Annotated in this window: 18 protein-coding genes and 1 tRNA gene; 10 read left to right on the top strand and 9 right to left on the bottom strand. The window is 59.9% G+C overall.

Features of this window, described 5'->3' with window-relative positions; translation table 11 throughout:
• Nucleotides 1-22 precede the first annotated feature (22 nt).
• The 3 genes from WGT02_RS01940 to WGT02_RS01950 are packed head-to-tail and all read right to left on the bottom strand — an operon-like array spanning nucleotide 23 to nucleotide 3148.
• On the bottom strand, nucleotides 23-907 hold the full coding sequence (locus WGT02_RS01940; protein WP_024313374.1) for a carbohydrate ABC transporter permease: 885 nt from the start codon (nucleotides 905-907) through the stop codon (nucleotides 23-25).
• On the bottom strand, nucleotides 900-1856 hold the full coding sequence (locus WGT02_RS01945) for a carbohydrate ABC transporter permease (protein WP_024313375.1): 957 nt from the start codon (nucleotides 1854-1856) through the stop codon (nucleotides 900-902). The genes WGT02_RS01940 and WGT02_RS01945 overlap by 8 nt, the downstream gene beginning before the upstream one ends.
• A 5-nt stretch (nucleotides 1857-1861) precedes the next feature.
• Nucleotides 1862-3148: an ABC transporter substrate-binding protein gene (locus WGT02_RS01950; protein ID WP_024313376.1), complete on the bottom strand. Its 1287-nt coding sequence runs from the start codon at nucleotides 3146-3148 to the stop codon at nucleotides 1862-1864.
• A 201-nt stretch (nucleotides 3149-3349) separates the two neighbouring features.
• On the opposite strand from WGT02_RS01950, the gene WGT02_RS01955 reads away from it, so the two are divergent.
• Nucleotides 3350-4027 carry a TetR/AcrR family transcriptional regulator gene (locus WGT02_RS01955; RefSeq protein ID WP_024313377.1) on the top strand — a complete coding sequence of 226 codons (678 nt, stop codon included), beginning with the start codon at nucleotides 3350-3352 and terminating at the stop codon, nucleotides 4025-4027.
• 156 nt (nucleotides 4028-4183) lie between these two features.
• Complete coding sequence (locus WGT02_RS01960) at nucleotides 4184-5458, top strand: Gfo/Idh/MocA family protein (protein WP_208249325.1); 1275 nt, start codon at nucleotides 4184-4186, stop codon at nucleotides 5456-5458.
• On the opposite strand, the gene WGT02_RS01965 is transcribed toward WGT02_RS01960, so the two are convergent.
• Genes WGT02_RS01965 through WGT02_RS01975 form a run of 3 tightly spaced genes read right to left on the bottom strand, consistent with a single transcriptional unit; the run spans nucleotide 5455 to nucleotide 9355 of the window.
• Nucleotides 5455-6465, bottom strand: coding sequence for a hydroxyacid dehydrogenase (locus WGT02_RS01965; protein ID WP_208249323.1), 1011 nt, complete (start codon nucleotides 6463-6465; stop codon nucleotides 5455-5457). The genes WGT02_RS01960 and WGT02_RS01965 overlap by 4 nt on opposite strands.
• On the bottom strand, nucleotides 6462-8318 hold the full coding sequence (locus WGT02_RS01970; protein ID WP_208249321.1) for a DUF2264 domain-containing protein: 1857 nt from the start codon (nucleotides 8316-8318) through the stop codon (nucleotides 6462-6464). Before WGT02_RS01970 ends, WGT02_RS01965 begins: the two co-directional genes overlap by 4 nt.
• Before the next feature lie 17 nt (nucleotides 8319-8335).
• Complete coding sequence (locus WGT02_RS01975) at nucleotides 8336-9355, bottom strand: LacI family DNA-binding transcriptional regulator (RefSeq protein WP_208249320.1); 1020 nt, start codon at nucleotides 9353-9355, stop codon at nucleotides 8336-8338.
• A gap of 173 nt (nucleotides 9356-9528) precedes the next feature.
• On the opposite strand from WGT02_RS01975, the gene istA (WGT02_RS01980) reads away from it, so the two are divergent.
• From istA (WGT02_RS01980) to WGT02_RS01990, 3 genes are all read left to right on the top strand, one after another.
• Nucleotides 9529-11049 (top strand): IS21 family transposase, encoded by a 1521-nt coding sequence (gene istA / locus WGT02_RS01980; RefSeq protein WP_208180357.1) that lies wholly within the window; start codon nucleotides 9529-9531, stop codon nucleotides 11047-11049.
• Entirely contained in the window at nucleotides 11039-11833 is a 795-nt protein-coding gene (gene istB, locus WGT02_RS01985) for an IS21-like element helper ATPase IstB (protein WP_208245060.1), read from the top strand. Before istA (WGT02_RS01980) ends, istB (WGT02_RS01985) begins: the two co-directional genes overlap by 11 nt.
• 201 nt (nucleotides 11834-12034) lie before the next feature.
• Nucleotides 12035-12331 (top strand): SelT/SelW/SelH family protein, encoded by a 297-nt coding sequence (locus WGT02_RS01990; RefSeq protein WP_024313388.1) that lies wholly within the window; start codon nucleotides 12035-12037, stop codon nucleotides 12329-12331.
• 51 nt (nucleotides 12332-12382) lie between these two features.
• Here the strand turns inward: WGT02_RS01990 and WGT02_RS01995 are convergent, their stop codons facing one another.
• Entirely contained in the window at nucleotides 12383-12811 is a 429-nt protein-coding gene (locus WGT02_RS01995) for a BA14K family protein (RefSeq protein ID WP_024313389.1), read from the bottom strand.
• Between the two features lie 177 nt (nucleotides 12812-12988).
• Here WGT02_RS01995 and WGT02_RS02000 point away from each other — a divergent pair.
• From WGT02_RS02000 to WGT02_RS02020, 5 genes are all read left to right on the top strand, one after another.
• Nucleotides 12989-13075: transfer RNA gene (locus WGT02_RS02000), tRNA-Leu, on the top strand.
• Nucleotides 13076-13774: 699 nt separating this feature from the next.
• On the top strand, nucleotides 13775-15247 hold the full coding sequence (gene istA, locus WGT02_RS02005; protein ID WP_208245170.1) for an IS21 family transposase: 1473 nt from the start codon (nucleotides 13775-13777) through the stop codon (nucleotides 15245-15247).
• Nucleotides 15244-16140, top strand: coding sequence for an IS21-like element helper ATPase IstB (gene istB / locus WGT02_RS02010; RefSeq protein ID WP_208245168.1), 897 nt, complete (start codon nucleotides 15244-15246; stop codon nucleotides 16138-16140). Before istA (WGT02_RS02005) ends, istB (WGT02_RS02010) begins: the two co-directional genes overlap by 4 nt.
• A 411-nt stretch (nucleotides 16141-16551) precedes the next feature.
• Nucleotides 16552-17034 carry a phage integrase N-terminal SAM-like domain-containing protein gene (locus WGT02_RS02015; protein WP_208249316.1) on the top strand — a complete coding sequence of 161 codons (483 nt, stop codon included), beginning with the start codon at nucleotides 16552-16554 and terminating at the stop codon, nucleotides 17032-17034.
• 4 nt (nucleotides 17035-17038) lie between these two features.
• The gene (locus WGT02_RS02020; protein ID WP_208249315.1) at nucleotides 17039-17530 is read left to right on the top strand and encodes a hypothetical protein; all 492 of its coding nucleotides are present in this window, start codon (nucleotides 17039-17041) and stop codon (nucleotides 17528-17530) included.
• A 303-nt stretch (nucleotides 17531-17833) separates the two neighbouring features.
• On the opposite strand, the gene WGT02_RS02025 is transcribed toward WGT02_RS02020, so the two are convergent.
• Together WGT02_RS02025 and WGT02_RS02030 are read right to left on the bottom strand one after the other, a co-directional pair.
• Complete coding sequence (locus WGT02_RS02025; RefSeq protein WP_024313390.1) at nucleotides 17834-18280, bottom strand: pyridoxamine 5'-phosphate oxidase family protein; 447 nt, start codon at nucleotides 18278-18280, stop codon at nucleotides 17834-17836.
• Between the two features lie 12 nt (nucleotides 18281-18292).
• Entirely contained in the window at nucleotides 18293-18655 is a 363-nt protein-coding gene (locus tag WGT02_RS02030) for a hypothetical protein (RefSeq protein WP_024313391.1), read from the bottom strand.
• Nucleotides 18656-19684: the final 1029 nt, after the last annotated feature.

The raw sequence follows: 19684 nt of genomic DNA on the forward strand, positions 1-19684 counted from the left end.
ATGACCTGTACCCGTAGCTGCATCAGCGCTTCATGCCTGTCGTGGCGATGCCTTCGATCAGCAGACGCTGGAAGAATAGGAAGAACAAGAACACCGGCACCAGCGTCAGCGTCGACATGGCGAACAATCCGCCCCAGTCCGATGCACTGGTCGAGTCGACGAAGGTGCGCAGGCCGAGCTGGATCGTGTAGGTGTTCATGTCATTGAGGTAGATTAGCGGACCGAAGAAATCGTCCCAGGTCCAGATGAAGGAGAAGATCGCGGCGGTCGCCAGGACCGGCAGCGACAGCGGCAGCATGATCTTCCAGTAGATGCGCCAGGCGCTGCAGCCGTCCATCATCGCCGCTTCATCGAGTTCGCGCGGAATGCCGCGGAAGAACTGCACCATCAGGAAAATGAAGAAGGCGTCGCTTGCCAGGAACTTCGGCACCACGAGCGGCAGGATGGTGTTCACCCAGCCGAGATTGAGAAACAGCACATACTGCGGTATCAGCGTCACGTGGTATGGGATCATCAGCGTGCCGAGCATGATCGCGAACCAGAAGTTCCGGCCAGCAAAGTGCAGGCGCGCAAAGGCATAGGCTGCCAGCGAACAGGCAACGACATTGCCGATGACCGTCAGGACCGAAATGACGAGCGAATTCCAGAAAAAGCGCCCGAAGGTGATGTCGAGCCCCGTCCAACCACGCAGGTAGGGGGAGAAGTCAATCGACGACGGAATGAGCGAGGTCGACGAGAAGATCTCGTTTTCCGGGCGAACCGAGGCGGACACCATCCACAGCAGCGGATAGAGCATCAGCAGCGAGCCTAAGATCAGCAGCGTATGGATCGCAAGCGACGCCGGAAGGCTGCGCTTGGTGATGTCGGATGGCGGCGCCGTGACGGCGGTGGTGATCCCGTTAGTCATCGTAGTGCACCCAGTAACGCGAGGTCAGGAAGGAGAAGGCCGTGAAGATCGCGATGATCAGCACGAGGATCCAGGCAAGCGCCGAAGCGTAGCCCATGCGGAAGTTTCCGAAAGCCTCCTGATAGAGATAAAGCGTGTAGAACAGCGTCGAGTTGATCGGCCCGCCCGTTCCGCCGGATATGATGAAGGCCGGTGTGAAGGCCTTGAAGGCGTCGATCGTCTGGACGACGGCGTTGAAGAAGATCACCGGCGTCAATAGCGGCAGGGTGATCTTGTAGAACTGCCGGAATTTGGATGCGCCATCGAGGCTGGCGGCCTCATACATGTCGGTCGGAATCTGGCGCAGGCCGGCGAGGAAGATGATCATCGGCGAGCCGAACTGCCAGACGCTGAGCGCGACCAGCGTGTAGATCGAGTAGCTCGGGTGAGAGATCCAGCTCGGGCCTTCGATCCCGAAATGCGCAAGCGCGGCATTGACCAGACCGTCGCCGGCAAAGAGCTGTCGCCAGAGGACAGCAATCGCCACGCTGCCGCCGAGCAGCGACGGCAGGTAGAAGATCGCGCGGTAGAGCGGCAGGCCGCGAACGCCTTTATTGAGCGCCATCGCGACCAGCAGCGCGAAGGTGAGCTTGAAGGGCACTGACAACACGACATAAGTCAGGGTGACCTTCATCGCCGCTGCAAATTTCGGGTCGGCGGTTGCAATGCGCACGTAGTTTGCTGCTCCCACCCACTCGGCCGACTGGATCATGTCGAAATCCGTGAACGAGAGGTAGAGCGAGATGACGGCCGGTCCGAGCGTCAGCCCGAAAAAGCCGATCAGCCACGGCAAGAGAAAGAGATAGCCTGGGGCATTGGCGGTCCAGAGGCGTTTGAAACGCCCCTGGGTCGCCGCCCCATATTCGCTCTTGATGGCGTCCGAGGCGGTCGTGCGCATCACTTCACTCATTCGCGTCAGCCTTTGGCGAGCAGGCGGCTGATCTCATCGACCAGCTGCTTGCCGCCGTCGCTGGCAGAAAGCTGGCCGAAAGCGACCTGCTCGGCGATGGTGCGCAGCACCACCTGGCCTTCACCGGCGCCCGAAGGTGGCGGCGGCGGCAGCTTGCCTGCGAGGTCGCCGAGACCGCTGACGTAGTTGAGCGGGACCTTGCCCGTCTCGTCGAGCTTGGCGGCCACGACGTCGCGCATCGCCTTCGATTCGGGAATGCCGCGTTCGACGTCGAGCGCCAGAGCCGCATCGGGGTTGGTGACGAAGAAGTTGACGTAGTCGACCGCCTGGTCGAGCACCTTCGACTGCGAGGACACCGAGAAGAACATCGAAGGCTTGCGATAGTGGCCGCCCTTCGAATCCGGCTTGATGCGCATGTAGTTGGTCAGCGCCAGCTTGTCCTTGCTGATAGCCTGGAAGCCGACAAACTGGTTGCTGTGCGCGTAGTCGGCCGCGGCCTTACCAAGGGTGAGCGGGCTGGAGTCGATCGTGTCCTTGTAGAGCGCCTGAACGTCAGGCGGTACGCAGGCGCTCGCTTCGCGGAATTTGCTCCACATGTCGAACCATTCGGAAGCCTCTTCGGCGCCGAAGGCGATCTTGGAATCGGCCGTATAGAGCGCTTTGCCGCGCTGCCTGAGATAGTTTTCCAGCAGCGGTTCGTTGCCGCTTCCATCGGCAAAACCAAAGAAGCCCTTGCGCTTGCCGGCCTTGGTGATCTCGGCGCCGATCTTGCCAAATTCCTCCCAGGTGGTTGCTTGCGTCGGCAGGTCGACACCGGCTTCCTGGAATGCGGTCGTATTCAAGACCGTTGATGCGGCGTTGGCGCCGAGGCTGACGCCGTAGAAATGCCCGTCGACGCTGCCGCCCTCGATCTGCGCTGGATCGAAATCGCCAAGATTGAGCTTGGACGGCATGTAGGATTCGAGCGGGGCAAGTGCGCCGCGCCGCGCATATTCGACGATATAGCGGTAGTCCATCTGGATGACGTCGGGCGCATTGCGGCCGGCAACCTGTGTTGCCAGGCGGGGCCAATAGTCCCCCCATCCAAGGAATTCGCCGGTGATCGACGTTCCCGCATTCTTCGTCTGGTAGAGTTGCGAGACCTTGTTGGTGCGGTCGGCACGCGGCTGCGAGCCCCACCACAGAAGCCGCAGGCGGGCATCGGCGGCAAAGGCCTTCGATCCAAGTGCGGACATCGAAAGAAGCGTTGCTCCTCCCGCAACGAAATTACGTCTGCTTACCCGAAGTGTCATCTGTTCTCCTCCTCCCTTGGGGAGCGCCTCCACACGCTCCTTGCTGGTTTCTCTTGCAACAAATAACTAATTGGTTACAAGCTATGAAGAAGCGTTGAGGCTGTCAAGCGCTGATATGACGGTGCTCCTCACGCTTCTCGTTTTTTACAATCTGTTCTCAACGTACTATGAGCGCAATGGGGAAATAAGAAAGGTGGGCCGATGGAAGGCACCGGCGGAAATAGGGAAAAGAAGAGAGTAAGGCGTCGATCGCCCGAGCGTGCCTTGCAGCGCGATCCCGAACGAACCCGTGCGGCAATTCTCGAGGCTGCGACCAAGGAATTCGCCGAGAACGGCATGGGCGGCGCAAGAGTTGATGCGATCGCCGAGCGCGCCGGCACCAACAAACGCATGCTCTACCACTATTTCGGCGATAAGGAACAACTGTACCTGCGCGTCCTTGAGGAAGCCTACGTCGGTATTCGCACGGCCGAGCGGGAGCTCCATATCGGTGATCAAACGCCCCAGGAAGGAATTGGCGAGTTGGCGCTGTTTACCTGGCGCTATTTTCTCAAACACCCTGAGTTCCTCAGCCTGCTCGGAACCGAGAACCTTCATCGTGCGCGCTGGCTGCGCCAGTCCGTTCGACTCAAGGAACTGCATTCGCATCTGATCGGAGAACTTTCCGACGTGCTCGAGCGCGGCAAGAAGACGGGCGTTTTCATCGCAAACGCAGATCCGCTGAACGTCTATCTGACGATTGCCTCGCTCGGATACTTCTATCTTTCCAACCAGTATACGCTCTCGACGATTTTCGGCCGCGACTTGATCGAGCCGGGCAATCTCGATGCCTGGGAGCGGCACATCGTCCATGTGACGCTCGCATCGATCGCCGCCTGATCGTCGAAATCCGCGATCGGCTATTGACAGTGGACGGTGTCTTCCATCAGGTAACTGTTTAGTTACAGCCTGATATGGCCCGCGGATTGGGGAGCCGCGACCTTGTTGGGCACCGGACCACTGTTCGTTTCATGACGCATGAAGGAGGACCATACGATGGAGAAACGTCGCTTTGCCTTGATTGGAACGGGAAACCGCGGCACCACCATGTGGGGCAAGGAACTGCTTGCCGGCTGGCGCGAGCATGTGGATCTCGTCGCGATCGTCGACACCAATTCGCTGCGCGCCGAGCGCGCCCGAACGATGATCGGCAGCAATGCGCCGATCTATGAAAACATCGACGCCATGCTCGCCGAACAGCAGGTCGACCTCGTCATCGTCTGCACGCCCGACTATACGCATGACGAGATCGTCGTACGTGCGCTCGAGGCCGGCATCGACGTCATCACGGAAAAGCCGATGACCACAGCGGTCGACAAGATCCGCCGTATCCTCGATGCCGAGAAGCGCACCGGCAAGCGGGTGGATGTCTCCTTCAACTATCGCTATTCGCCGACGGCCGCCAAGATCAAGGAACTGCTGAACGCCGGCGAGATCGGGCGCGTCACGTCAGTCGACTTCCACTGGTATCTCGACACCAAGCATGGTGCCGACTATTTCCGCCGCTGGCACGCCTATACCGAAAATTCCGGCAGCCTCTTCGTGCACAAGGCGACGCACCACTTCGACCTCTTGAACTGGTATCTGGATAGCGACCCGGATGCCGTCACCTCCTTTGCCGATCTCCAGAATTACGGGCGCAAGGGGCCATTCCGCGGCCCGCGCTGCAAGCTCTGTCCGCATACGGGGGAGTGCGACTACTTCCTCGACCTCGAGGCCGATCCATTTCTCGATTCGCTGTACGAGGATCCGTCGAAGATCGACGGCTACTTCCGCGACGGCTGCGTCTATCGCGAGGATATAGATATCCCCGACACCATGGTCGTCAGCATCCGCTTCAAGAACGACGTCCATGTCTCCTATTCGCTGAACACCTTCCAGCCGATCGAAGGCCACCATATCGCGTTCAACGGCACGCACGGGCGTATCGAGCTGCGGCAATACGAGAAGCAACCGTGGGAAACGCCGGATCAGGACACTATCCTGCTCGTTCGCAATTTCCCGAAGGGAAAGGATACCGTCGAGCGGATCGTCGTGCCGCATTCACCGGGCGGCCATTACGGTGGCGACGACCGGATGCGCAACATGATCTTCAAGCAGGGCATGGAAGACAAGCTCGGCCAGCGGGCCGGGACGCGCGCCGGTGCCATGTCTGTGCTGTGCGGCATCGCCGCCCTGAGCAGCTCACGCAGCGGCAAGGTCGTGAAGATCTCCGATCTGATGCCGGAGATCGTCACGGGCGGCGCACCGGCAAGTCTGAAGGCTGGCTAAGCGATGAGTGCCAGATCGCGACGCAGGATCTGATAGAGGAGCGGTTCGCCTTTGACGAACCGCTCTATTTCATCGACTGCCATATCCCCAAGCCGTCCGCGCTCCAGTCCCACGGCACCGGCGATATGCGGCGTCAGGAAGACATTGGGAAGGTCGTAGAAGGCCGAGGCCTCCTCCGGTATCTCGGGGTCCGTCACGTCGATGATGGCGTCAATCCGTCCGGCGCCAACCGTCTTCAGCAGCGCGGCTTCGTCGATCAGTGCACCGCGTGCTGTGTTGATCAGCGTGGCCCCATCTTTCATCAGCGACAGCTCTTCGGCTCCGATCATATGACATGTCGACGGTAGCGACGGTGCGTGCAGCGAGACGATATCGGATTGCTTCATGAGCGTCGGCAGATCCGCCTTCTCGGTTCCAAGACTGCTCGCCTCGGCAATGTCGACGGTGGGATCGAAGAGGAGGATCCGGTATTCGAATGGCCGCAGCAGCTCGATGACCCGTCGACCGATGCGCGAGGCGCCGACAATACCGACCGTGCGGCGATAGTTGCCGATCGCCAACCGCTGCATCGGGTGCGTCCGGTCGCGGTTGCGGTCAGCGACGTAGAGGTCGCGGAAGCGCAACACCTGCTTGCCGGCGAAGATGATCGCCGCAAGCGTAAATTCCGCAACCGGGACAGAATTTGCCTCGGCTGCATGCGTTACGGCAATGCCGGCATCGAAGATCTGCTCATCGACGATCCCCTTGACGGTTCCGGCCGCATGCGCAACCAGGCGCAGCCGTGGAGCCGCTGCAAGGACCTCGCGCCCGACATAGGGCGATCCCCAACCGGTGATGAGAATATCAGTGCCGGCGAGAATGTGCCGGGCGCGATCGTCGTCGAAGCTTTGGAGCGGCTGGGGATCGAGAAGGTGGCCGAGCTCGCCGAGCCGGCGCAGCGTCTCGGCAGTCAGGACATGCTCGGTCCGTGACGGCTGCATCGCAAGCGCGATGGAGAGGCGCGTCATGGCATCTGCCCCGGCGCCTCGATCGCGCTGACCCTGATGCCCTTGCTGGCGACAAGCGCTTCGAGCTCGGCAAGGTCAGGCGCCTGCGGCGGCGTGGTCCAGGCGCCGGTCACGATACCTTTGTCGTTCGCGGCGATAACAGCGGTCATCAGGATCGTCTGGCCTGCCGGTACTGCTGCGCGCAACTGCGGCACGAGCGTCTTGGCGATAATCATGTTGGTATTCGGCGGCGCCTTCTGCGTCAGGCCCGTGCGCGGCACTTGGGAGCCGATGTCGAGAATGCCGCTGAAATCCGCTTCTCCGATCGCATAGGCGCTCGAGCCCTCCGCGACCAGTGTATCGAGCTCGAAATCGCGGCGCGCGATCGCAAAGCCGCCTTCCGCGGTCTGCAGCGGCCGCGGCGTATTGATGCGGTGGACGCGGACGTGCCAGTGCGCTGCCGGCACCAGCCAGGTTTCGACCTCCACGTCACGGAATGGCGACCACTTCGAGTAGAGGACGTCGCCCGCAAGCTTGGCTTCCTGATTTGTCTCGCGAACCCGGTAGTGCAAACCGTCATCGCTGAAGGCGAGGGTCGAATCGAGCGCCGCGCCCGCGAAGTTGCGTTCGTCGGATTCGACGCTGAAACCGTAGCGGCTGGAATAAGCGAATTTCGCGTATTTCTCCGTGCCGAACCGCATCTGCAGGTTCTCCTGGCCCGAGGAGAGTGCCACGACGTCGCCGCCATTGCGCATCAGCACCATACCGGGATGGCGCTGCGGCAGGACTCTTGCCGCTTCCGCAGGTGCCGTTTCCTCGGCGGTCCAGAAGGGGTGGTCTTCAGCGAGTGCCAGCGGCAGGAACGCCTTGAAGGCCCAATAAGGCGAACCGGCCGAATTGTAGTTCTCCGACATCAGCAGGTTGGGATAGCCGAAACCGATCGAAAGGATGCCGTCGCGGTTGGTCATCGGCTTGTCCTTCCACCAGCGCAGGTGCTGCAGGCAAAGGCTTTTGATCTCGCCCCACGGCAGAGCTTCGAGGTCGGCGAAGGCCAGCGCCGACCAGAAGCCGGCACATGCGAAGCGGTAGGTCAGGCTGCGGCCGAACGGGATAGTTGCCCCATCCGCGCCGAACCAGTGCCTGAAGTCGTTTGCAAACAGCAGGGCGCGCTCGCGGTAGCGCTTCGCGTAGTCGTCATCGACGAGCTTGGAATAGATCAGGCCGTAGAAATGCATGGCGAACGGGATGTAATGGTCGATGCGGCGTACGTTGCCGTCACGGTACCATCCGTCGCCGATATAAAAGCCCTCGAGCTCCTCGAGATACTGCCGTGTCAGGCTGCGGTCGAAGTTGGCGCCGACCCGGTCGAGCGCGATGTCGACGAAGATGCGGAAGAATTTCCAGTTGTTGTCGGCATAGTCGAACTGTCGCGCATGCTTGAGATAGGCGACGACGTTGTCGCGCGCCCGTCCGCCAAGCGGCTCCCATACCTTCTCCGGCACGAGCGCCAGCGCAAAGCCGAGCGCCGCAAGCTCCACCATGCGCTGGTCACGGCCGTTGACCGTTCCCCAATATTCCGGATGCTTCGGGTCCGTGCCATTGGCGATGCCTTCGGCAAAGCGATGCCACTCCGCAAACTCGCCGCCGCCGGCCCCGAGCGGCGCCAATCCCCAGAGCGGCCGCGCAAAGCCTTCGAGGTCCGCCGCCGCACGGTCGAAATGGGCCGCCGCGCCGTCGAGGCGTACGCGCGCATTCCCTGCCGAGAAGTAGGGCAGCAGCGGATCGAAGAGATTGTGAAGCGCACGCGACACGTCCTCGCGCGTCTTCAGCGGATTGTCGGAAAGCGGATTTGCACCGGCGGGATCATAGGTCATCGGTATTGCTCGTCATATCAGGAGTGCGGAACGGTGCCGCCGGCAATAGGCACGACGGCGTGGCAAATCTGGCGGGCGGGGGCGGCGCGATCCTTGAAGCGCGCAACCATGAGACCGACCGCCTCCCTGCCGAGCGCCACGCGATCCACGCGCATGGTTGATAGCGGCGGATTCGTCATCAGCGCGCAGGGAAGATCGTCGAAGCCGACGATGGCGAAGTCATCGGGCACGCGCAGCCCGGCCTCGGTCACGGCTTCGAGAACGCCGACGGCGATGAAGTCGTTCATGCAGAAGGCGGCGGTGAAGCCGGCATTCTCTGCAAGCACGGCGGCTGTCAGTTCATGCGCCTCATGGATCGCGCTGCGTTGAAAGGTCATCGACACGAGACGCCCTTCGGCGCCTTCGACCTCGGCAATCGCAGCCCTGAACCCCCGCACCCGCTCGCGGATGGTGTTGCGGTGCGAGCCGGTCAGATGCAGGATCTGGCGGTGGCCGGCATTCAGCAGGCGCGTCGTCGCTTCATAAGCGCCGAAGAAGTTCGAGGGAGAAGCGCCATCGAGCCGCAGCTGCGGATCGGTGCCGTTGACCAGTACCGTCGGGATTGCCGCGTCCTCAAGCCACGCGCACAGTTCGGCGCTCGGATCGATCCCAACCAGGAACAAACCACCGGCGCCGGCCGTCTGCATATACTCGTGGACCACATCGGGTGTGGCTCTATTCTCGCGGATCAGCCGCACCTCGAAGGGAACGCCGGCATCGAGCGCGCCGGCGCGCAACCCGTCGACGATCCCTTCGTAGAAGACGCTGAGCCCGCCCGTTACCCCGTCGCTTGCAATCAGCGCCAGGCTGCCACGCAGCGCACCGTTTGCGGTGCGTGCCGAGTAGCCATTTTCGGCCGCCACCTTGAGAATGTGCTGGCGTACGCTCTCGCTGATGCCGGGCTCGTTGGCGAGCACACGGGACACGGTAGATATAGACACACCCGCCATGGTGGCGATGTCGGCCTGTCTCAGTCTTTTGGTCTTGATCTCGTTCATGGAGAGAAGCTTATGCAAATAGTGCAAATTTGCAAGAAAAAGATAATTTGTTGCATTGGGTGTTGGTTTCCACGCAGAACTGAGCCGGTTAGGCGCATAATTTCCATTGAGAATTGAGCCATGTGAACCTTCCCCCCAACGCGGTGAGCGACGGGGGCCACGGAGTGATCCACATGGGACTTTTAAACATCATCCGTCGGATGGCGCTGCGCGAGAAGCAGTCGATCCGCGAGATCAGCCGGCGCACTGGGCTGTCACGCAACACGATCGCGAAGTATTTGAGCGCTGGTACGATCGAGCCGACGTTCACGGTACCGGAACGTCCGAGCAAGCTCGATCCTTTTGCCGACAAACTTGCTGGCTGGCTGAAGACCGAGGCCGGGAGGTCGCGCAAGCAGCGCCGAACGCTGAAGCAGCTTCATGCGGATCTGGTGGTTCTCGGCTTTACCGGCTCCTATGGTCGGGTCGCCGCGTTCGCCCGCGACTGGCGGGCTGAGCAGCTGACAGCGGGCCGCGGCATATTCGTTCCGCTGTCTTTCCGCCCAGGCGAGGCATTCCAGTTCGATTGGAGTGAGGACTATGCCGTGATCGGCGGCGAGCGCACGAAGCTTCAGGTCGCACATATCAAGTTGTCGCACAGTCGGGCCTTTCTGGTCAGGGCCTACCTGCTGCAAACGCACGAGATGCTCTTCGACGCCCACTGGCACGGCTTCCGTGTGTTCGGCGGCGTACCTGGTCGCGGCATCTACGATAACATGAAGACGGCGGTCGATCGTGTCGGTCGCGGCAAAGAGCGGCAGGTCAACATCCGTTTCCTCGCGATGACGAACCACTACGTCTTTGCGCCAGAGTTCTGCAATCCCTCTGCCGGCTGGGAGAAGGGGCAGGTCGAGAAGAACGTCCAGGATGCTCGCCCACGACTGTGGCAACAGATGCCTGACTTCCCGGATTTGGCGGTATTGAATGCTTGGCTGGAACAGCATTGCCAGGACCTGTGGCGGGAGACGGCGCATGGCACCTTGCCCGGCACAATCGCAGATGTTTGGGCTGATGAGCGGGCAGCATTAATGGCACTGCCACCCGCATTTGACGGCTTCGTTGAGCAGAGCAAGCGCGTCTCACCGACATGCCTGATCACCTTCGAGCGCAATCGTTACAGTGTGCCAGCATCGTTTGCGAACCGGCCTGTCAGCCTGCGCATTTATCCCGAGAGACTGGTCGTTGCGGCCGAGGGCAATATCCTATGCGAGCATGAGCGGGTCATTGAGCGGAGCCACGATAAGCCGCCACGAACGATTTACGACTGGCGACATTACCTTGCCGTCATCCAGCGCAAACCCGGTGCCTTGCGCAATGGTGCGCCCTTCCTGGAATTGCCGCTGGCCTTCAGACAGTTGCAAGATCAGATGCTTCGCCGCCCCGGCGGTGATCGTGAGATGGCCGACATCCTCGCTCTGGTGCTTCATCACGACGAACAGGTCGTCGTCAGGGCCGTGGAACTGGCTCTGGATCAAGGCGTGGCGACCAAAACGCATGTGTTGAACCTGCTGCATCGGCTGATTGATGGCAAGACGACCGACGGTCCCGACATCGATACGCCACAGGCACTGACCCTGCTGCGCGAACCCAAGGCCAATGTAGAACGCTACGATGGCTTGCGGGTCCGGATCGTAGGAGGTCGTCATGCGTCATGACCCCGCAAGTGCTGCCGTCGTCATCATGCTGCGTAGCCTGAAGATGTATGGCATGGCCCAGGCCGTCACGGACCTGATCGAGCAAGGTGCTCCCGCCTTCGATGCGGCCGTGCCAATCTTGTCCCAGTTGCTGAAAGCCGAGATGGCCGAGCGTGAGGTCCGCTCGATTGCCTATCACATGAAGGCTGCTCGCTTCCCAGCCTACAAAGACATCTCCGGATACGACTTCGCCGCCAGCGAGATCAACGAGGCCACCGTGCGCCAACTGCACCGATGCGAGTTCATGGATGGGGCGCAGAACGTTGTCCTTATCGGTGGCCCTGGCACTGGAAAAACGCATGTCGCGACCGCTCTTGGAATCCAAGCCATCGAGCATCATCGCCGAAAGGTCCGCTTCTTCTCGACCATCGAACTGGTCAATGCTCTCGAGCAGGAGAAGGCTAAAGGCAAGGCGGGCCAGATCGCGGAGACCTTGGTCCGCCTCGATCTGCTCATCCTGGACGAGTTGGGATACCTGCCGTTCAGCGCCTCAGGCGGAGCACTACTCTTCCACCTGTTAAGCAAGCTCTACGAGCGGACCAGCGTCGTGATTACCACCAACCTCAGCTTCAGCGAGTGGGCAACCGTCTTCGGCGACGCCAAGATGACGACCGCTCTGCTCGATCGTTTGACCCACCGTTGCCATATCCTGGAAACCGGTAACGACAGCTTCCGCTTCAAAGCCAGCTCGGCTGCCGCAGCACAGAAGAAAGGAGAAAAAGCCAATCCCTTGACCAAATCCTGATCAGAAAACCATACTTAGAGGTGGCTCACTTCTTGGTGGAAAAACCGGCTCAGTTCCGCGTGGAAACCAACAGGCGACCCGCATCAGCATCTCCAATACGATCTTCGACACGGAGAGGAACACCAAGCGCTGCGCGATTGCAATATGGATTGCGCCGCGCCACGACGGTTCGTAAACCGGCATGACGAAAGGAAACCTGACATGAGCGACGAGAAAGCCCGCGTGACGATCCTCTACTGCACCCAATGCAACTGGCTGCTGCGTGCCGGCTGGATGGCGCAGGAGCTTCTGCAGACCTTCACTGACAGTCTCGGCGAAGTGGCACTCATTCCCGGGACGGGCGGAAATTTCGAAATCCGTGTCGATGGCGCCCTGATCTGGGAGCGTAAGCGCGACGGCGGCTTTCCAGGTCCAAAGGAATTGAAGCAGCGCGTCCGCGATATCATCGAGCCCGGCCGCGACCTCGGCCACGTCGATCGCGCCTCGCTGGAAAGCTGAGCCTAGATCAGGATGAATTTTGGCCGATCGGCCTAGAATCTGAATCCCCCTCTAGTCGTACGGCGAATTGCAGGTTTTGTAGATGCCCTCAAACGTCACGAACCGGTCGGTCTTAGGATTGTAGCTCCGATACTGATTTCGGCACCAGTCCACATGGAACTGTCGTCCCTGTGCGTTCGGTTGCACTGTGCGCACGGGCGGCGGATCGTAGTAGAGCGGCGCGCGTCCCCGTGCGCCCGGTCGATAGTAAGTCGGGCCTGTGGCGGTTGGCGGTCGGTAGTTTGGCTGCACATAGGATGGGCGGAACGACTGCACCGGCCCGAAGGTAAAGCAGCCGCGCGCATCGCACATGGTCGACCCCACACGGACGATGTCCGATTCGCCGTCGGGGGCTGAAAATACGCCGAGTGGCATCGCAACCGCTGCGTAGGGCAACAGGGAGAAAAGCGCGATCAGGCAGAGATTGTGAAGACCAGGCATCGGACGATCCTTTCTCACTGCGTATATAGTGCGCCTTGCGCCGATCACTATCGCCTCCTCCTCAGATTGTGTCGTCGTAAGCACACACCGGCATCAAAGAATTTTTTGCTGCCTGTCAGGAAAACTTCAAAAACCCTGTTGACAGCAAGAGGCCACCCCCGTACATGGCTCTCCGTCGCCCAGATGGCGGAATTGGTAGACGCGCCAGCTTCAGGTGCTGGTACCCGAAAGGGTGTGGAGGTTCGAGTCCTCTTCTGGGCACCATTCCATTTTGATCGCTAGCCGGATCGAATACTTAAGCCTTTCCAAGATGATGCGCATTGGATACCTTGTAACAAAGGTCTGTAACAATGCGCCTACGATTGGTAAGTCCGATGGTCTCGAAAGGCTCCTCCAACGCCTACTTTGTGAAGCGCATACCGGCTGACACTAAGGCCCAGCTGGTGGGCCAAACGCTACACATTCCTCTAGGTGATTCGACGGTGTCCTTCATCGTCACGGCGAGCACACAAAGCATACGTTTTTCGCTCGCTACCTCAGATCCCTCTGTTGTTCGGATCAGGCAAGCCCGGGCTCTCGCCTATGTAGAAGAGTTCTTCGTCAAAGTACGTGCGGGCCAGCCGGTTGACCTCACAGCGCGGCAAATTGCCAGTCTCGTCGGGGAGGTTCACGCCTCGTGGGCACAAGGGCCCGATGCTTCTCGAACGCTCACGGTGACGCCAGAGATAGGAACTGTTGCGCGGCGACAAACAAGGTGAGACTCAGCGTCAATCAGGATGAGACTCGGCGGCGGGGGTGTGACGAAGGGAGGGCGTAGCCCGACTGGAGTTACACCCCCGCCGCGGCGCAATTTTTCGGCGTCTCATGATCGCGGTTGGCCCGGTAGCGTCGGTGATTTTCTGAGAATGGAGAATCACCTTTGTGCCGGGTCGCCATGTAACCGATCATCAGACGAGGCTTTTTATGAAGTACCGACAAAACAACCCCATTGAGGTCGCTGCCGCCAAGGCGTCGATCAGCCGGGCGACGGCTTACCGCATCGAGAAGGATGCGCGTCTTCCATCGCAGACCAAGCCGCCGCGCGACCGGCGTCGCCCCGATCCCCTTGAGCACATCTTCGACGCCGAGGTTGTTCCGCTCCTCAAGGCCGCGCCCGGCATCCGAGCGGTCGCCGTTTACAACGAGATGCTGCGGCGTCATCCAGAGCTGTCAGAAGGTGTTCGCCGTACGATTGAGCGTCGTATCCGATCATGGCGGGCTGTTCACGGTCAGGAGCAGGAAGTGATCTTCCGTCAGATGCACGAACCCGGTCGGTTAGGACTGTCGGATTTTACCGACATGGGCAGCCTCGGCGTGACGATCGCCGGCCAATCGCTCGATCATCTGCTTTATCACTTCCGGCTGGTCTGGTCGGGCTTCGAGCATGCCCATGTCATCCTGGGTGGAGAGAGCTTCGTCGCTCTGGCCGAGGGGCTGCAGAACGCCCTGTGGTCGGTTGGCGGTTCGCCGCTCTATCATCGCAGCGACAGCTTATCGGCCGCCTTCCGCAACCTCGATGCCGACGCCAAGGTCGATCTGACGCATCGCTACGACGAACTGTGCGCCCATTATCGCATGACGCCGACGCGCAACAACAAGGGCGTCGCGCACGAGAACGGCTCGATCGAAAGTTCCCACGGCCATCTCAAGAATGCGATCCGCGATGCTCTGCTGATGCGCGGAACCAGGGACTTTGGCGACCTCGGATCCTATCGCGCCTTCATCGATGAGATCGTCAGCCGCCGCAATGCCGCACATGGCAAGCGCATCGATGCCGAGCGCACGCATCTGCAAGCTCTTCCCGATCGTCGCACCACCGACTTCGAAGAGGTCATCGTCACCGTATCGAGCACCGGCGGCTTCGCCTTGCGCAAGGTCTTCTACACCGTGCCTTCCCGTCTGATTGGCCACCGGCTGCGGGTGCGTCTGTTCGACGATCGCCTCGACGTCTTCATCGGCGGCACGCATCTGCTGACATTACCCCGAGGCCGCGCCCATGCGAGTGGCAAGCACGATCAAGTCGTCAACTATCATCACGTCATTCATTCCCTGCGCAAAAAGCCGATGGCGCTTTTGGGGCTCGTCTATCGCGACAAGCTCTTCCCCAGGCCGGAATATCGCAGGACTTTCGACGCGCTCATCGAGCAACTGCCCGAGCGGCAGGCTTGCAAGATCACCGTGGAACTGCTTGCCTTGGCTCACGATCGCAGTTGCGAGCGTGAACTGGCCGAGGAGCTTGCCAAAACGCTCGACGCCCACAAACTGCCTGATCTGGCGGCTTTGAGAGCGGTCTTCAGCCCGGACCCGGATCAGTTGCCGATCGTTCATGTGCAACTCGCGTCGCTCAATGGTTATGAAGCCCTGATCGGCACGGCCTATGCGGGAGAGGTCGCATGAAGAGCAACATCCACACAGTCGATGAAGCCCGCCTCGGCATCATGCTCAACGAACTGAGGCTGCCGACGATCAAGACGTTCTGGCACCAATTTGCCGAGCAGGCCGATCGGGAAGGATGGCCTGCTGCCCGTTTCCTCTCGGCCATCGCCGAGCATGAATTGGCCGAACGCGCCCATCGCAGGATCGAAAGACACCTCGCCGAGGCCCACCTGCCACCCGGAAAGACGCTCGACAGCTTCGCCTTCGACGCTGTTCCCATGGTCTCCAAGGCCCAGGTCATGGCGATTGCAGCCGGCGATAGCTGGCTCGCCAAAGGCGCCAATATCCTGATGTTCGGTCCGCCCGGCGGCGGAAAGAGCCATCTCGCCGCAGCCGTCGGCCTCGCGCTAATCGAGAACGGCTGGCGCGTGCTCTTCACCCGCACGACCGATCTCGTCCAGAAGCTTCAGGTCGCGCGGAGGGAGCTTCAGCTCGAAGCCGCCATCGCAAAGCTCGACAAGTTCGATCTTCTCATCCTCGACGACCTGGCCTACGTCACCAAGGACCAGGCCGAAACGAGCGTGCTCTTCGAACTCATCTCCGCAAGATATGAGCGGCGTTCCATCATGATCACCGCCAATCAGCCCTTCGGAGAATGGAACCGCGTCTTTCCAGACCCGGCCATGACGCTTGCCGCGGTGGACCGACTTGTCCATCACGCAACAATCTTCGAGATGAATGTCGAAAGCTACCGGCGGCGTTCGGCCATGGAAGCCAAACGCCAGCGCGGCAGACCCGCCTCATTCGCGACAATCAAAAGCTCTTCCCAGCTTGTCGCGGAGCGGCAATCAGAACACGATGAAACTCTTGCCAGCGACAATCAACATGATAACTTCGCTCCAACCGCGACATAAGAATCTCATCCAGATTGTCGCTCGCGTCTCATCCTGATCGTCGCGCTATAAACTGTGGACACGGACCACCTCACAGACCCTGAGCTTGTAATGGAGTGGGAGCAAATGGAGCAAGAGCTTGCCGAGCAGGCATCCAAAGACCCAGCAGCATTTCTTTAGCCAGCCACCAGGAGGCCAGAAGCTAGGGCAACTTGCCGAACGCATGGGCAGGCCCAAAGGCATTCCTTGCCTATCCAAGGGGTCTATTGCACAAATCACAGCCAGGATTCCCCAAGCCGTTGCCGAGGGGATGAAGACGGGGGCCAGGAAGCTTGCTGGTGATTATTCCCCCGATCCAAGCTCTCCGGCTACCCACTGTGGGAAAGCTCTCCACAGACCTCTACGCCCGCGCCAACGGCCAAGGTCTCCCTCATGGGTCTTGTTGCGCTATGGTGGAATGAAGCCAAAGCGGTGGGCAAGTCCGAGAGCACACGGGAGAGCTACACGAACACCTTTAAGGCATTCAGCGCTTTCTTGAAGCACGATGATGCCGCACGAGTGACGCCGGAGGATGTGGTGGCTTATAAGGACCACCGGCTCACCACGCCCAACCCAAAAACCGGCAAGCCCGTTTCAGCCAAGACCGTAAAGGCCAGCGATTTGACGGCCTTCAAGTCCGTCTTTGATTGGGCCGTCGCGAACCGCAAGCTTCCCTCGAATCCGGCTACCGGCATCGGCCTAAAGCTGGGCAAGAAGGTAAAGGTCAGGGAGCGCGACTTCACGGAAGCAGAGGCTAGAGCACTGGTAACAGCGGCCAATGAAGTCCTTGTCGGGAAGGCAAAGCCGAACCAGACCCGATTTTGCCAAACGCTGGGTCCCTTGGCTCTGTGTCTACACGGGTGCCCGAGTCGGTGAGCTGGTGCAGCTCCGCAAGGAAGATTTCGCTCAGGACGCTTCTACAGGTGCGTGGATCATGACGCTTACGCCTGAGGCTGGCACCGTGAAGGGTAAGGAGTTCCGCGAGGTGCCGCTTCATGCCCACCTTATCGAAATGGGCTTCATGGAGTTCGTTGACAAAGCACAGAGTGGCTATCTCTTTATGACCATCAAGCCGGGCAAATCGTTCCCGGGTGTCTGGCAAAGCAAAAAGAATCGGCTGGCGGAGTTTGCCCGTGAGTACGTGAAAGACCCCAACGTAGCTCCTAACCACGGCTGGCGACACACCTTCAAGAGTCTCGGCTTCGAGGCGGGGGTACAGGAGAAGGTCGTGGATGCAATATGCGGGCACGCACCGGCTAGCATAGGGCGAGCATACGGTAGTGTAAGCCTGAAGACCAAGGTGGATGCCGTGGGACTCTTCCCGCGCTTCAAACTCGAAGACCGAGAGCAGGCACCATTGGGGCAGGCGTAGGGGTCTCATCAACTTCCACAGCTTCCGCCGCTGGTTCATCACCAAGGTAGAGCAGGCAGGCCAGCCAGAAAGCACCACCGCGACGGTCGTAGGGCACAAGCGCACGGGGATAACATTGGGGTCTATTCTGGTGGGCCGTTGCTAGAGCAGGCGAGAGCTTGCGTAGAGTCCGTTAAGCTTCCTCCGCTGGCGGATGGCGGCTGAGATTTTCCCGATAGCAGGCAGTAAGTGCAGCCAATGCCTACTTACGCACCGAAGCGGCCATTCGCGACTGGCGTTGTCGCCACTACAGCGTCGCTCCTATCAGGATCCAACCAGTTCCCTTCCGGATAACTGATCAATCGAAATGCTGAAGAAAATCGGCACTTCAGGTTCGCCCGAACCGGCTCCCGGTTTGGAGGAGCCGGGCTCCCACCAAAACGAACGTTTCTGCAAAAGGGACCAGGCGTAGAGGCGCTCATTATGCCACTGGGGGGTATCGGGAAGTTCGTGGTATGTGCCCTCCGCGACAACGCTCTTCCAACGGTGATGTTCACCGCTTGCCTCCACCTGCAAGCATGCATTCGGATTGCTGCGCAGCCGATCAATCTTTTGCCCGGTCAGGGAAAAGACATAGAGCTTTTCCGCATCGAACGCATAATGAACGGGCACAACGTAAGGACGGTTATCGTGAACACAAGCAAGATGCCCGACATTGCCTTGTGCTAGGAGTTCTCGGCTCTCCCGCTCGGTCATTTCTCTGACGGCCATTGTCGTGGCCTCCTAGCTATGGAAAATTGGAACAGAGCGGCGCGTTCCCCCACGCTTGGTCAAGAGCGGACCGGTTGCCTGTGCCACCTTGTCATCCATGTTCTCCAATGTTGCGTCGAAAAGCTCCTGTGCATAAGCGATCGCAGAATCGGCGTCAGCGGACGAGAGCTTGATTTCCTCGCATTTTGACCGCATGGCGCTGCGAATGGCTGAGAGCGCCTGCTGCGCCGCGTGCTTGTCACCGGCTTTCATAAGCAGGCTCAGAGAGGTCGCTGCGACAACCTCCAATACCGTTATCCGCCCCTCAATCTCGCCCATTGAAGGAACCGCAAGGTTTGCGCCGTTCCCGTAACCGTCGCGTTTGGCATTGTACATCGCATACTCCTCGTGACACTCGACTGATCCTGTTGGTCGGCAGGTGTCTGCTGCGCGTGGACGGGTCTTAGGGCTGAATATCGATCCCGAGTGATCGCAGGAGCTTGACCAACTGAGCGGTCACGATTGTGCTAGGTCTCGCGGGTTTGAAGGTTGTCGTTTCGGCTGGCCTCAGTGATCGCAGGTGCTGGCTCCGAGATGGTCTTTAACAAAGAACGCACTGCGTCGCGCTCCCGGCTTCTGGCTAGCGTGGCTTTGGCGGGGCGGAACGAGACCCGCAAATGCTGTGGTGACCAGAACGTGTTCCCAACACGCACCGCGTAGTCATAGGACCGTGCCGCCGCCTGAAGGGTGCAGTCACCTGCGTCTAACCCGCACAAGGCGTCGAATTCTGCTCTCAAACCAGCCAAATCGTCTGGTGAGAAAGTTCCGTTATGATCAAGTCTTGGAAGGGACAACAAGTATCTCCCCATGTCGGGGCAAGAGCGGTGTGCTCCCAAGCGGCAACGCCCGTTTCAGTGGCTGCCGACAAGCTATAGTATACCTGTAGTTCATTCATGTAACGCGATTTAATGAGGCCCGAACCACGTCCTGCCCAGATGGCGCACGGCTCGGACATAGAAAGACCCTCGGTTGCAAACTATCGGCAACATGATGGAATTCCTTTGAGTCGTCACCTGCTGCCTTTCATCAGACCACCATCAATTGTCAGGACAAGGCCGGAGTGTGGACATTGGGGAGAAGCTATCGCCCGTAAGCAACAGACCTTTGTAACAACACTTGCCGTTCACTAAAAATAATGCAATAAAATCAATACGAAGAGGGTCGAAATGCGCAGTCCTCTTCTGGGCACCATTCCCTAATAAATGCAAAGTGAAAGCCGATACCAACGGCTTCCTATTTCTTCCCCGAAAGACATCACCAGCGTAGGTAACGACGCCCGGTCAGGCTGCCGATTGTAGTAACGGCCGCGATCGCGATTCACGAAAAGCGGGCCGTCGCCCCGGGGCGATGGGCCGGTCGCCGCCG

It is taken from the genome of Rhizobium sp. T1470, assembly GCF_042140505.1.
Lineage (GTDB): Bacteria > Pseudomonadota > Alphaproteobacteria > Rhizobiales > Rhizobiaceae > Rhizobium > Rhizobium favelukesii.

Bases quoted from the DNA above. Each gene is read 5' to 3' on its own strand.
- WGT02_RS01940 (WP_024313374.1), bottom strand. From the start codon at position 907: ATGACTAACGGGATCACCACCGCCGTCACGGCGCCGCCATCCGACATC.
- WGT02_RS01945 (WP_024313375.1), bottom strand. From the start codon at position 1,856: ATGAGTGAAGTGATGCGCACGACCGCCTCGGACGCCATCAAGAGCGAA.
- WGT02_RS01950 (WP_024313376.1), bottom strand. From the start codon at position 3,148: ATGACACTTCGGGTAAGCAGACGTAATTTCGTTGCGGGAGGAGCAACG.
- WGT02_RS01955 (WP_024313377.1), top strand. From the start codon at position 3,350: ATGGAAGGCACCGGCGGAAATAGGGAAAAGAAGAGAGTAAGGCGTCGA.
- WGT02_RS01960 (WP_208249325.1), top strand. From the start codon at position 4,184: ATGGAGAAACGTCGCTTTGCCTTGATTGGAACGGGAAACCGCGGCACC.
- WGT02_RS01965 (WP_208249323.1), bottom strand. From the start codon at position 6,465: ATGACGCGCCTCTCCATCGCGCTTGCGATGCAGCCGTCACGGACCGAG.
- WGT02_RS01970 (WP_208249321.1), bottom strand. From the start codon at position 8,318: ATGACCTATGATCCCGCCGGTGCAAATCCGCTTTCCGACAATCCGCTG.
- WGT02_RS01975 (WP_208249320.1), bottom strand. From the start codon at position 9,355: ATGAACGAGATCAAGACCAAAAGACTGAGACAGGCCGACATCGCCACC.
- istA (WP_208180357.1), top strand. From the start codon at position 9,529: ATGGGACTTTTAAACATCATCCGTCGGATGGCGCTGCGCGAGAAGCAG.
- istB (WP_208245060.1), top strand. From the start codon at position 11,039: ATGCGTCATGACCCCGCAAGTGCTGCCGTCGTCATCATGCTGCGTAGC.
- WGT02_RS01990 (WP_024313388.1), top strand. From the start codon at position 12,035: ATGAGCGACGAGAAAGCCCGCGTGACGATCCTCTACTGCACCCAATGC.
- WGT02_RS01995 (WP_024313389.1), bottom strand. From the start codon at position 12,811: ATGCCTGGTCTTCACAATCTCTGCCTGATCGCGCTTTTCTCCCTGTTG.
- istA (WP_208245170.1), top strand. From the start codon at position 13,775: ATGAAGTACCGACAAAACAACCCCATTGAGGTCGCTGCCGCCAAGGCG.
- istB (WP_208245168.1), top strand. From the start codon at position 15,244: ATGAAGAGCAACATCCACACAGTCGATGAAGCCCGCCTCGGCATCATG.
- WGT02_RS02015 (WP_208249316.1), top strand. From the start codon at position 16,552: ATGGGTCTTGTTGCGCTATGGTGGAATGAAGCCAAAGCGGTGGGCAAG.
- WGT02_RS02025 (WP_024313390.1), bottom strand. From the start codon at position 18,280: ATGGCCGTCAGAGAAATGACCGAGCGGGAGAGCCGAGAACTCCTAGCA.
- WGT02_RS02030 (WP_024313391.1), bottom strand. From the start codon at position 18,655: ATGTACAATGCCAAACGCGACGGTTACGGGAACGGCGCAAACCTTGCG.